Origin of the sequence: Sphingobium sp. JS3065 (assembly GCF_026427355.1) — a bacterium.
Lineage (GTDB): Bacteria > Pseudomonadota > Alphaproteobacteria > Sphingomonadales > Sphingomonadaceae > Sphingobium.
On the sequence record NZ_CP102664.1, the window covers coordinates 2,723,967 to 2,736,697 of the forward strand.

Annotated in this window: 10 protein-coding genes; 5 read left to right on the forward strand and 5 right to left on the reverse strand. The window is 67.0% G+C overall.

The features are described from left to right. Nucleotides 1-56: 56 nt before the first annotated feature. Entirely contained in the window at nucleotides 57-3,500 is a 3,444-nt protein-coding gene (gene smc / locus NUH86_RS13345) for a chromosome segregation protein SMC (RefSeq protein ID WP_267249948.1), read from the forward strand. 17 nt (nucleotides 3,501-3,517) lie between these two features. Here the strand turns inward: smc and NUH86_RS13350 are convergent, their stop codons facing one another. Then, entirely contained in the window at nucleotides 3,518-4,975 is a 1,458-nt protein-coding gene (locus NUH86_RS13350; RefSeq protein WP_267249949.1) for a phospholipase D-like domain-containing protein, read from the reverse strand. After that, complete coding sequence (ubiA, locus tag NUH86_RS13355) at nucleotides 4,972-5,886, reverse strand: 4-hydroxybenzoate octaprenyltransferase (protein ID WP_267249950.1); 915 nt, start codon at nucleotides 5,884-5,886, stop codon at nucleotides 4,972-4,974. Before ubiA ends, NUH86_RS13350 begins: the two co-directional genes overlap by 4 nt. Nucleotides 5,887-5,986: 100 nt before the next feature. Between ubiA and NUH86_RS13360 the strand changes: the two genes are divergently transcribed. After that, a complete protein-coding gene (locus tag NUH86_RS13360; RefSeq protein WP_267249951.1) occupies nucleotides 5,987-6,733 on the forward strand; it encodes a 16S rRNA (uracil(1498)-N(3))-methyltransferase in 747 nt (248 codons plus the stop codon). A 127-nt stretch (nucleotides 6,734-6,860) separates the two neighbouring features. Further along, complete coding sequence (locus NUH86_RS13365) at nucleotides 6,861-8,234, forward strand: glutamate--cysteine ligase (RefSeq protein ID WP_267249952.1); 1,374 nt, start codon at nucleotides 6,861-6,863, stop codon at nucleotides 8,232-8,234. A 39-nt stretch (nucleotides 8,235-8,273) separates the two neighbouring features. Here NUH86_RS13365 and NUH86_RS13370 read toward each other — a convergent pair whose 3' ends face one another. From NUH86_RS13370 to NUH86_RS13380, 3 genes are all read right to left on the reverse strand, one after another. Beyond that, nucleotides 8,274-9,566, reverse strand: coding sequence for a methyltransferase family protein (locus tag NUH86_RS13370; protein WP_267249953.1), 1,293 nt, complete (start codon nucleotides 9,564-9,566; stop codon nucleotides 8,274-8,276). Nucleotides 9,567-9,688: 122 nt separating this feature from the next. Then, complete coding sequence (locus NUH86_RS13375) at nucleotides 9,689-10,315, reverse strand: DUF1345 domain-containing protein (protein WP_267249954.1); 627 nt, start codon at nucleotides 10,313-10,315, stop codon at nucleotides 9,689-9,691. Between the two features lie 42 nt (nucleotides 10,316-10,357). Further along, nucleotides 10,358-10,933 carry a peptidase S14 gene (locus tag NUH86_RS13380; protein WP_267249955.1) on the reverse strand — a complete coding sequence of 192 codons (576 nt, stop codon included), beginning with the start codon at nucleotides 10,931-10,933 and terminating at the stop codon, nucleotides 10,358-10,360. Nucleotides 10,934-11,070: 137 nt separating this feature from the next. On the opposite strand from NUH86_RS13380, the gene ruvA reads away from it, so the two are divergent. After that, entirely contained in the window at nucleotides 11,071-11,679 is a 609-nt protein-coding gene (gene ruvA, locus NUH86_RS13385; protein ID WP_267249956.1) for a Holliday junction branch migration protein RuvA, read from the forward strand. After that, nucleotides 11,676-12,695, forward strand: a complete 1,020-nt coding sequence (gene ruvB / locus NUH86_RS13390; protein WP_267249957.1) for a Holliday junction branch migration DNA helicase RuvB — start codon at nucleotides 11,676-11,678, stop codon at nucleotides 12,693-12,695. The genes ruvA and ruvB overlap by 4 nt, the downstream gene beginning before the upstream one ends. Nucleotides 12,696-12,731 lie beyond the last annotated feature (36 nt).

Sequence of the window (12,731 nt, forward strand, 5' to 3'; positions counted from 1 at the left end):
TCGATGCGGCGTCCCGCTGGGGGCGGGGCGGCTTTGCGCTGCCCTGATCTTGTCCGATGCAGATAAAGCGTCTCAAACTTTCCGGCTTCAAGAGCTTCGTCGACCCGACGGAGTTGCGCATCGAACCCGGCCTGACCGGCATTGTCGGTCCCAATGGCTGCGGCAAGTCGAACCTGCTGGAAGCGATCCGTTGGGTCATGGGCGAATCCAGCGCCAAGTCGATGCGCGGCGGCGGCATGGAGGATGTGATCTTCGCGGGCACCGCCACCCGCCCCCAGCGGGATTTTGCCGAAGTCTCGCTGATGACCGTGCAGGAACAGGGCGAACTGTTCAACGCGGTAGAAGTCGCCGCCGACGGCGAACTGGAAGTCACCCGCCGCATCGAACGCGGCGCGGGCAGCGCCTATCGCGCCAATGGCCGCGACGTCCGGGCCAAGGACATCGCGCTGATCTTCGCCGACGCCGCCACCGGGCCGCACAGCCCGGCTCTGGTCAGCCAGGGCCGCATCGCCGCCGTCATCGCCGCCCGCCCGCAGGAACGCCGCGCCATGCTGGAGGAAGCGGCGGGCATTTCCGGCCTCCACGTCCGCCGCAAGGATGCCGAGCAGAAGCTGCGCGCCGCCGAAGCCAATCTCATGCGGCTGGACGAAATCCTTTCCGACATGGAGGCGCGCGCCAACAGCCTGCGCCGTCAGGCCAAGGCGGCGGAACGCTATATCCGCCTGTCCGAACAGATCCGCATTGCCGAGGGCCGCGTGATCTTCGCCCGCTGGCGCGAAGCTGCCGCGTCCGCCGACGCCGCCCGTGCCGAGGCGAAACAGGCCGAAACCGCCGTCGCCGCCGCGCAGGAAGCCCAGCAGGCCGCCGCCGTCCACGCCAATGCCGCCGTCGAAGCGCTGGCGCAAAAACGCGCCGCCGCCCAGGCTGCCCGCGACGCGGCCAGCGAGGCAGGACACAGGCTCACGGCGCTGCGCACCGAACGCGACGGCGTGGTTCGCCGCCTCCACGACCTGGCCCAGCAGGCGGACCGGCTGGAGGAAGACCGGGACCGCGAAGGCACGCTGGCCAATGACGCGGCGGAGGCGATCGCCCGCCTCACCGACGAAATCGCCGCGCTCAAGGCCCGCATCACCGAAACCGAAGCGATGCGCCCCGATTTCGCCGGCCGCATCGCCCGCGCCGACGATGCCGCCCGCGACGCCGAACTCGACCTTGCCAAGGCGATGGCGAAACAGGCGGGCGAGCAGGCCGAGCTGCGCGTGGCGGAGGCCGCTCTCGCCGCCGCCCGCAGCCGCCTCGACCGCGCTGCCCGCGAGGCGCAAAGGCTCGAATCCGAAGCCGCCGCCCTGCCCGACGCCGCCCCGCTGGAGGCCAAACGCGCCGAAGCCCTTGCTGCCCAGCAACAGGCCAGCGCCGACCGCGATTCTGCCGAAGCCGCGATCCGCACCGCCGAAGCCAGCCGCGCGCAAGCCGCCGAGCAGCGCGCCACCGCCGAAACCGCACTCTCTTCCGCCCGCGCCACCCTCGCCGCGCTGGACAGCGAAGCCGCTGCCCTGAAACGCGCGGTGGAAAATGGCACCGGCAACCGCAGCCGCGCACTCGACCGGTTGAAGGCCGCCCCCGGCTATGAACGCGCCCTTGCCGCCGCGCTGGGCGACGATCTGGAGGCCCCTATCGCCGCCGAGGGCAAACGCCGCTGGGCAGGCGCAACGGCACTCGACAGCGACCCCGCTCTGCCCGCGGGCTGCACGGCGCTGTCCACCCACGTCACCGCCCCGCCCGAACTGGCCCGCCGCCTTGCCCAGGTCGCGGTGGCGGAGAGCGACGAAAACCAGCCCCTGGCCGTCGGCCAGCGCCTCGTCACCAGGGATGGCCAGCTTCGCCGCTGGGACGGCTATGTCGCGGCGGAAGGGGGCGCGGCCGCCGCCGAACGCCTGATCCGCCTCAACCGCCTGGACGCCATCGCCGCCGCTCGCCCCGCCGCCGAGGCCGAAGTCGAGACCGCCCGCACAGCGCAGGACGCTGCCGCCGCCCGCGAGCGCGACGCCGCCCAGACGCTCGCCACCGGCCGCACGCAACTTGGCAATTCGGACCAGCGCCTGCGCACCGCCCTGCGCGCCGCCGACGAAGCCGCCGCCGCGCTGGAACGCCTGACCGACCGCCGCGAGGCGATTGAAGAACGCCTCGCCGAAGCCCGCGCCGACCTTGCCTCCGCACAGGCCGAACATGACAAGGCGCAAACCGCCCGCACGGCCATGCCCGATGGCGAGGAAACCCGCACCCTCGTCACCACGCTGCAACAGGCCAGCGAAAAGGCCCGCCTTGCCGTCAGCCAGCTTCAGGCCGATCAGGCGCTGGCCGACCGCGCGCTCGCCAGCGACCGCGAACGCATGGCCGCCGCGGACGCCGAAGCCAGGGGCTGGCGCGCCCGCGCAGGGGAAGCCGCCAAGCGCATCGCCGCCATGGTCGAACGCAACGACGCCATCGCCCGGGAACGCGCCGAAATCGCGGACCAGCCCGACCAGCTTGCCGCCACCATCGCCACGCTCAGCGAACAGGGCGATGCGCTGACCCAAGCCGCCGACGCCGCCCGCCGCGAGGAAAGCGAGGCCGAAGCCGCCCTGCGCACCGCCGAACAGCGCGCCGCTCAGGCTGGCGAAACCCTCGCCGGATGCCGGGAGGCCCGCGCCACCGCCGTCGCCCGCGCCGAAGCCGCCGACGAAAAGCGCGTCGAAACCAACCGCCTCTCGGGCGAACGCTTCGAATGCCCGCCCCCGGTCCTGCCGGAAAAACTGGGCTTCGCCAGCGCCGACATCCGCATCGCCCAGTCCGAACAGGCCGAGCATGACCGCCTGGCAGCGGAGCGCGAGCGCATCGGCCCGGTCAACCTGGTCGCCGCGCAGGAACTGGAGGAACTGGAAACCACCCAGGCCAACAGCCGCGCCGAAAGCGAGGAGTTGAGCCAGGCGATCAACCGCCTGCGCGGTTCCATCGGCAGCCTCAACCGCGAAGGCCGCCAGCGCCTGCTCGCCGCGTTCGAGGCGGTGGACGGCCATTTCCGCCGCCTGTTCACCACCCTGTTCAACGGCGGCCAGGCGCATCTGGAACTGATCGATAGCGACGATCCGCTGGAGGCGGGCCTGGAGATCATGGCCCAGCCGCCGGGCAAGAAGCTCGCCGCCCTGACGCTGCTTTCAGGGGGCGAACAGGCGCTGACCGCCGTGGCGCTGATCTTCGGGCTGTTCCTGACGAATCCCGCGCCGATCTGCGTGCTGGACGAGGTCGACGCCCCGCTGGACGACGCCAATGTCGAACGCTTCTGCGACCTGCTCGACGCGATGGTGGGACAGACCGACACCCGTTACCTGATCGTCAGCCACAATGCCGTGACCATGGCCCGCATGCACCGCCTGTTCGGCGTGACGATGGTGGAGCAGGGGGTGAGCCGCCTCGTCTCCGTCAACCTGGGCGGCGCGGAGGCGCTTCTGGCCGCCGAATGAAGCGCGGCTCCTGAAGTTCAATCCCGGTCCATCCACCCCCGCATCCGCCGGAACAGGCCCCGCTCCGCGACAGGCTCCAGCATTTCGCCCGGCCCTTCGGGATCGAGCGCCTCATTATCCGCCAGCCAGGCCTGAACATCGTTCAAGTCCGGCGTCACATAGGGCCGCAGGGTCCGCCCCGCCTTTTCCCGCAACTGGTCGATCGCGCCGATCAGTCCGCGCTCCGCGATCACCGCCGCCACCCGTTCGACCGGCAGGTCCAGATGCTCGGCGACCAGATCGTCGCGAATCGCCCGGATCATATCCTCCCGCCCTGCATTGGCCGCCAGCGCCGCATCGATCGTCACGTCGCATTCGGTATCCAGCCGCATCGACCGGTTGTTCATGTTGGACGACCCGACCCGCAACACCCGGTCATCGACGATCAATATCTTGGCATGGACATAGATCGGCGCCCCGCGCGCGGTGAAGGGATGGTATAATCGCAGCCGCCCATGCGCATCCCGCGCCTTCAACGCCTCGAACAGGCGCGCACGCGCGGTATCCATCGCCTGCTGCTCCAGCCAGCCATCGGCCTGCTCCGGATTGACGATGACGATCTGCGGCCCGTCTTCCTCGCCCAGCCGGGCGGCGATGGCCTCGGCAATGCGGCGGGACGCGAAATATTGGCTCTCCGCGTAAATATATCGCCGGGCCGACGCGATCTGGTTCACGAAAAGCCGCTCGATCTCGACCAGCGGCTCCTGATCCTCCATCTCCGGCGCGGAGCGGGATATGGCGACGTCCACATCCTCGAACTGCACCGGCAGCGCGTCGGGCCAGCAATCGTCCACGCGCCCGACCGGCTCCAGCGCCCCTCCGCCAGCCCCCTTCCACCGGTTCCGGGCATGTTCGCCCAGGGCCGCCGCGACCGGCCCCTGCAAGGCCGTCGTCGCATCGTGCCACGGCCCATAGGCCGACCCGTCCGGATGCCGCCGCCCCGGATCGTCATCGCGATGATGCCGGGTGTCCCAACGATCCCTCGTCATGTCGATCCCGCCGCAAAAGGCGAAGCAATCGTCGATCACCACGATCTTCTGATGGTGGGAGGCGGCCGTGGGATGATGGCTGTCCAGCTTTACCGTGATGCGCGAATGGGCCATCCAGCGGACCGTGGTGAACAGGTTCGATGGCCGCACCATCGATTTCATCGCCCCCACGTCCCAGCGCAGCAGATAGATTTCCAGCTCCGGCGTCCGTTCCACCAGCCAGCTTATGAAGTCGCCGATCACCACCGGCGCGCCATCGGCCGCCTCATCCTCCCGGATCAGGCTGATCGCGGCGTCGAAGTCCCAGCCGACCAGCATGATCCGCTTCTTCGCCTTCATCATCGCGGCGCGGGCATGTTGGAAATAGGCATCCGCATCGACGATCACGCTCGCCTTCAGGGCGCGCTCGATACGCCAGCAATCCTCGCCCTCGCGCGGGCCGCTCATGCGCTGCCCACCACCAGGCAACCCAGGAACATGAGCAGTCCGGCAAAGCGGTTGGACCGGAATTTCGTCAAGGGATCGACCCCGTCCTCCTTCAAGGTCGCCACCTGCCAGCCCAGATGCACCGCCATCGGCAGCAGCGCCGCCAGCGCCAGCCCCTGCGGCCGGACCTGCCAGATCGCGCCCGCCCAAAGCGCCAGCGCCAGCGCATAGCAGAGCGTCACCCCGCCGCGCACGTGCCGCCCCATGGACAGGGCGCTCGACCCGATGCCGATCAGCGCGTCATCCTCCCGGTCCTGCAAGGCGTAGATGGTGTCATAGCCTACCACCCAGAAGATGCAGCCGCCATAGAGCAGCAGGCCCGGCCCCAATGCCGAGAGGGTGAGCGACCCCGCAACTTCGCTCCACCCGACCAGCGCCGCCCAGGAAAAGACCAGACCCAGCCAGATTTGCGGCCAGCCGGTGATCCGCTTCATGAAGGGGTAAGCAGCCACCAGCGCCAGCGACCCCAGCGAAACGGCCTGCGCGTAGAGGTGGAGTTGCAGCAGAACCACCAGCCCGATCAGGCAGAGGGCGAGCAGCCAGACCCAGGCGGTCTTCACCGAAACCGCCCCGCTCGCCAGGGGCCGCGAAGCCGTCCGCGCCACCTGCCGGTCCAGGTCGCGGTCGACGATATCGTTGAACACGCATCCCGCCCCGCGCATGGCGACGCTGCCCAGCAGCAGCCACAGGATCAGCGGCCAGTGCTGCCCTGCCCCGCCCGCCAGCGCCACCGCCCAGGCCCCCGGCCAGAACAGCAGCCACCAGCCGATGGGCCGGTCGAATCGCGCCAGCAAGGCCAGGGCGCGCGGGACATCCGGCAGGCGCGCGACCAGACCGCGCGCTTCGCTGTCGGGAACGATGCTACTTGCCACATTTACTCCGTTCGTCCTGATCTTGTCGAAGGACCGTTCTTCTCTAGAAGGAAAAAAAGGGCTTCGACAGGCTCAGCCCGAACGGATGATGGATTTTTTGATGACCGCAACCCCCGCCTGGCCGCCGCAAAGCGCGCCACGCCTGCATGTCGAGACCCTGCTGGGCGAGGGCGTCGCCGTGCCCGTCGACGGCAATCCGGCGCATTATCTGATCAGCGTCATGCGGGTGAAGCCCGACGATATCGTCCTGCTGTTCGACGGCCGCTCCGGCGAGTGGGCCGCAAAAGCCCGCGACATCCGCAAGCGCGATCTGGTGCTGGAGGTCGTCAGCCAGACCAAAGCGCCGGAGAACGTGCCCGATTTCTGGCTCTGCTGCGCGCCGATCAAGAAGGGGCGGATCGACCTGATCGCGGAAAAGGCCTGCGAACTGGGCGTGGCGAAGCTCCAGCCCGTGCTCACGCGGCGCGCCGTGGTGGACAAGCTGAATTTCGACCGGCTGCACGCCCATCTGGTCGAGGCGGCCGAACAATGCGGCCGCACCGCCCTGCCCGACCTCAGCGACATGGTGAAGCTGGACGCGCTGATCCGGGACTGGCCGGACAATCGCTGGCTTTTCTTTGCGGATGAGACGGGCGGAGAGCCGCTGGCCGATACGCTGAAGGCCCATCCCGGACCCGCGGCCTTCCTGATCGGTCCCGAAGGCGGCTTCGATCCTGCCGAACGAGAGGCCATTCGCGGGGTGGCGAAAGCCGTCCCGGTTTCGCTGGGGCCGCGCATTTTACGCGCCGAAACCGCCGCCATCGCCGCGACCGCCGCGTGGATGACGATCAACGGTGACTGGCGATGAAGGCGCCACATGGCGTCGCCAAATATCGTTTCATTCCGCAATGGGATTGAAGCTGTCATCAACGCAGCTTATTTGAGCGCGGAACGTTGCGCCTTTGACGCGACCGGGGGAAAGATTAAGGCGGGGCATGAGCACCAGAACAGACTCAGGAGGGATCGATCCCATCATCGAGAGCCGCGAGCAACTGATCGCGGCCTTCGCCAAGGGCGCCAAGCCCAAGGACCGATGGCGCATCGGCACGGAACACGAAAAATTCGTCTACAGCCGCAAGGATCATCACGCCCCCAGCTATGACGAGCGCGGCGGCATCCACACGCTGTTGATCGGGTTGACCCGCTATGGCTGGAATCCGGTGTTCGAGGGGGAGAATATCATCGCCCTGTCCGGCGCGGACGGCACCATCAGCCTGGAACCGGCGGGACAACTGGAACTGTCCGGCGCGCCGCTGGAAAATCTGCACCAGACCTGCGCGGAAACCAGCCGCCATCTGGAACAGGTGAAATATGTCGGCGACATGCTGGGCCTGGGCTTCCTGGGCCTGGGCATGTGGCCGGACAAGAGCCGCGAAGAGCTGCCCATCATGCCCAAGGGCCGCTACGACATCATGCTGCGCCATATGCCCCGCGTAGGGTCGCTGGGACTGGACATGATGCTGCGCACCTGCACCATCCAGACCAACCTGGATTATGGCAGCGAGGCGGACATGGTGCAGAAGTTCCGCGTCTCCCTCGCCCTACAGCCGCTGGCGACCGCGCTGTTCGCCAATTCGCCCTTCACGGAGGGCAAGCCCAACGGTTTCCTGTCCTATCGCAGCCATATCTGGTCGGACACCGACCCCGGCCGCACCGGCATGCTGCCCTTCGTGTTCGAGGACGGCTTCGGCTATGAACGCTATGCCGACTATGCGCTCGATGTGCCGATGTATTTCGTCTATCGCGAGGGCCGCTATATCGATGCGGCGGGGCACAGTTTCCGCGACTTCCTCGAAGGCAAGCTGGCCGTGCTTCCCGGCGAGAAGCCGACGGAGAAGGATTGGGAGGACCATCTTTCCACCGCCTTCCCGGAAGTGCGGATGAAGAGCTTCCTGGAGATGCGCGGCGCGGACGGCGGGCCGTGGAACCGCATCTGCGCGCTTCCGGCGCTGTGGGTCGGGCTGCTCTACGACCAAGGCGCGCTCGACGCCGCCTGGGATCTGGTGAAGGGCTGGAGCATGGAGGAACGGCAGATCCTGCGCGATTCCGTGCCGAAACTGGCGTTGGACGCGCCCATCGCAGGCGGGCGCAAGCTGCGCGACATAGCGGGCGAAGTCCTTGACATTGCCCGTAGCGGTCTTTCAGCCCGCGCCCGGCTCAATGCGTCGGGTGACAATGAAACCGGCTATCTCGCTCCGCTGGATGAGATCGTGGCGTCGGGCCAGACCCATGCCGAACGCCTGCTCGCCCGCTACCATGAGGAGTGGAAGGGCGACCTCAGCAAAATCTACGCCGAAGAAAGCTTCTGAAATATATCCTTCTCCCTCGATGGGAGAAGGATAAAACGCTTACTCAGCAGGCTGAACCCCGCCCTCCTGCCGGGCCTTCCGGCCCACGACCCACCCGAAGAAGCGCGGCACCACGCCGTTCCGCTCCATCCAGTCGCTATAGGCCCGGTAATCCGCGTCGGCGCTCAAATGCGCCTCCTCCGTCCTGGCGCGCCAATAATAGACCGCATTGGTCACCCCCAGCAGCGCGCAGTTCCGCACGACGTCGGTCAAGCTTCCCGACACGCTCAGGAACGGCAGCGCCGAAAACCACCAGAACAGATTTTTCGACAAATAGGCCGGATGCCGCGTCCAGCGATAAGGGCCGTGGGTCAAAATCCCCCGGTGCGTCAGGTTGGAAAAGCGCAAGCCAAAGGCCACCGTCGCCCAGGCATAAACCGCCGTCAGCAGCACCAGCCACCCGCCCAACAGCCATTGCAGGACGCCATGCCCCCGCGTCCAGACATCCCACTCCGCCCCGCCCGCATGATAGTCGAGCGGCCCGCCATTCCCCATCAGCACGAAGGGGGGATAGCAGATCAACGCCGCCACCCATCCGGCCAGCAGCGGATTGGCCGTGCGGATATGCGAATCCAGCGGCTTCAACGTCAATATATAGCCCACCGTCGCCATGCAGACGTCGATCATGAACATGACGGCGATCAGGAAACTGGCCAGCGCCACCGGATGGCTGAACGCATCCTCGACCCGCCATGCCACCACGCTGGCGAAATTGCCCGGCACGATCGACAACATGAAGGCCAGGAAAAAGCCCTTCACCGCCCAGGCCCGTGCATGATGCGCCACCTCCGCGCGATCCGCCGCCCCGCCGATCACCCACTGGCCGAAGGCGTAGCTTGCATCCCTGGGTTCGACCAGCCGCCGGTCCAGCCAGATCACATAAGGCACCGACGCCACCAGCAACCAGGGCGCCGCGCCCATGAACAGGTTCATGGAAAAGCGATAATCCCCGCTCCAATACCAGCGCGCGATGCAATAGAAGACCGCGATGGCCAGCCATGTCGCCCAAAGGCCCGCGATCTTGACGATGCTGACGTCCAGCACCGACCGCCAGGGCCGCGCCGGCCCGGTCCAGTCGATCCCGGTCGATGCGCGCCGATGCACCTTGTCGACCAGCAGCGACCACAGCAGCATCGGCACGCCGCAGGCCACCACGGCGGCAAAGCCCGCATTCGGCCCGTCCATCCCATAGTGCCGCGCCACCAGCGTCCAAAGCCCCAACCCCGCCAACCCGGCCATGCCAACGCCATGGCTGACGGCGGATTTCGGACAGGGATCGGCATTATCGCTCATGCCGTGGCCCTAGCGGAAATTGGTAAACAACCCCCGAAGGTGCGGATCGAGGGGAAGGCGGACATCATTTCCGTCATCCCGATATTATTAGCGTCCGCTCATGGCCAATAGGCTCCCCTTCATCAGCCCCCACCCAGCACATTGATCGTGAACGCCAATATCCCCAGGTTGAACAGGAACGCCGCCAGACAATGGAACAGCGCTGTCTGCCGCATTCCCCCATTCGTCACCGCCACGTCGGACGTCTGGAACGTCATCCCCAGCGTGAAGGCGAAATAGAGGAAATCCCAATAGCCCGGCTCCCGCGTATCGGGAAATTCCAGCCCGCCGCTATCCTGGCCCTTCCCATCGCCCCGATAGAAGATATGCGCATAATGCATCGCATAGACGAGGTTGGAAAACAGCCAGGCCAGCGCCAGCGTCCCCAGCACCAGCGCGATCGCCGCCGCGCTCAGCCCGCCATGTTGACTGACGGCGACACCCACGGCGATCAGGATCACCACCGAAACGATCGCGGTCAGCAGCAGCATCAATTGCCGGTTCGCGTCATTCTCCGCCGCCTTGCGCCGCATCGAATCCGGATCGGCGTCGATCAACGGCCAGACCGACAGGATGAAAGCCAGGGCCGCAACGTCGAAACCCGCCATCACCGCCTCATGCCAGGGCAGCAGAAAACCCAGCGGCGCCATGCTGATCAGCAGGGCCAGGAACATGCCGTAGCGCCAGGGAAAGATTTGCGACCGGATCATGCCGCGCATCAAAGGCATTATCGGCGCCCCGCACAAGCCGCTTTATATCACCGCCGCGATCAGCCCGAGCGCCTGCGCCTCATTCGCCTCCAGATACCAATTCTCCGGCGCGCGCTTCAGCAGGTCTTCCAGCGACACCTGCGATCCCAGGATCAGGTTCGCGAAACCTTCATTCTGGATCGCGATCGACGCCTCGATCTCATGCAGCGTCGCCTTGAGGGATGCGATGCAGGTCGACAGCGGCCCTTCCAGATGGATGTCCCGCATGATGATCCGTTCATGGATCATCAGCCGCGTTCCCCGCGCCAGATAGCGGTTTTCCGCCGCGAAGAATCCCATGAAGGTCACGCCCGCCGAATAGACCGCCGTCTTGCCCAGGAACACCAGCCGCCGGTCCGGATAAAGGTCGGAATGGAAACGGATATCCTCCCCCATCATCCGCGCAATTTCCGGATCGCCGCCCAGGGTTGCGATCTCCACCACCACCAGCCCCTGCTGCGGCGCAGTCGACAGGCAGTTGCGGAAATGCAGATACATGCCGTGATCGACAATGCCCGACAGCATGATCGCGGGATATTCGAAATCCTTGGGGCCCAGCAGCGGCGCCTGCATCGACATGAAAAACGGCTCCTTTTGGCATATCCCCGCCGCTGCTCTACGCATGGGCCGGCAAATGGTGCCGTCCCCATCGCTTTTGACTGGCGCCGCGCGGGAGAGACCCTTAAGGAACAGATCATGACCAAAGGGCGGGGCGCATGATCGCGAAACTCAAGGGACGGCTGGACAGCACGGGCCTGGACCATGCCATCATCGATGTGGGCGGGGTCGGCTATCTGGTCGGCGCATCCTCCCGCACGCTCGCGGCGCTGGGTCCGGTGGGGGAAGCGGTGACGATCCACACCGAAATGCTGGTGTCGGACGATGCGATCCGCCTGGTCGGCTTCGCCCGGGCGGAGGAACGCGACTGGTTCCGCCTGTTGACCGGCGTGCAGGGCGTGGGTTCGCGGGTGGCGCTGGCCATCCTGTCCGCGCTGGAGCCGGCGGAACTGCACCGCGCCGTGGCGACCGGCGACAAGGCGATGATCGCGCGGGCGAATGGCGTCGGTCCCAAGCTCGCCCAGCGCATCGCCAATGAATTGAAGGACAAGATCGGCGCAGTGCCCATGCCCACCGGTGCGGTCGGCGGCGGATTCGCGGTCGTCCCGACCGGTGGCCATGGCGCCGATGCGATCTCCGCACTGCAAAATCTGGGCTTCAAGCCCGCCGAAGCCAGCAGCGCCGTCGCCGCCGCCGAAGAGGAACTGGGTGAGGATGCGTCGCTGGACGCTCTGGTCCGCCTCGCTCTCAGGAAGGCGGCGAAATGAGCGAGGATCGCCTGATCTCCTCCACCCGCCGCATCGAGGATGCCGACGTCGCGCTGCGCCCCAAGTCGCTTGCCGAATTCATCGGCCAGCAGGCGGCGCGGGAAAATCTGCGTATCTTCATCGAGGCCGCCAAGGGACGCGGCGAAGCGCTGGACCATGTGCTTTTCTTCGGCCCCCCCGGCCTGGGCAAGACGACGCTGGCGCAGATCGTCGCCCGCGAAATGGGCGTGGGGTTTCGCGCCACATCCGGCCCGGTCATCGCCAAATCGGGCGACCTGGCCGCGCTGCTCACCAATCTGGACGAGGGCGATATCCTCTTCGTGGACGAGATTCATCGCCTGAACCCCGCCGTCGAGGAAGTGCTCTACCCCGCCATGGAGGACCGGGCGCTCGACCTGATGATCGGGGAAGGCCCCTCCGCCCGGTCGGTGCGGATCGACCTGCCGCCCTTTACCCTGGTCGGCGCGACCACGCGGCAGGGGCTGCTGACGACGCCCCTGCGCGACCGCTTCGGCATTCCGGTGCGGCTGCAATTCTACACCGTCGATGAACTGGAACTGGTCGTGCGGCGCGCCGCGCGGCTGCTGGACCTGGCCATCACCCCTGACGGGGCGGTCGAGATCGCCCGGCGGTCGCGGGGCACGCCGCGCATTTCCGGGCGGCTGCTGCGGCGGGTGCGCGATTTCGCCAATGTGGCGGGCGCGCCGGCGGTGGACGCCAAGGTGGCCGACGCGGCGCTCACGCGGCTGGAGGTCGACCATCTGGGCCTGGACCTGATGGACCGGCGCTATCTGACCATGATCGCGGACATTTATCGCGGCGGGCCGGTGGGGGTCGAGACGCTGGCGGCGGGCCTTTCCGAAGCCCGCGACACGATCGAGGAAGTGATAGAGCCTTATCTGATCCAGCTCGGCCTGATCGCCCGCACGGCGCGGGGGCGCTGCCTCAATGGGCCGGGCTGGAAGCATCTGGGGCTGAACCCGCCGTCCAATGTGCAGGATGGGCTGTTCGATTAGGGTTGGGGCGGTTGCAGTTGGCCAATGGGGGGCGTT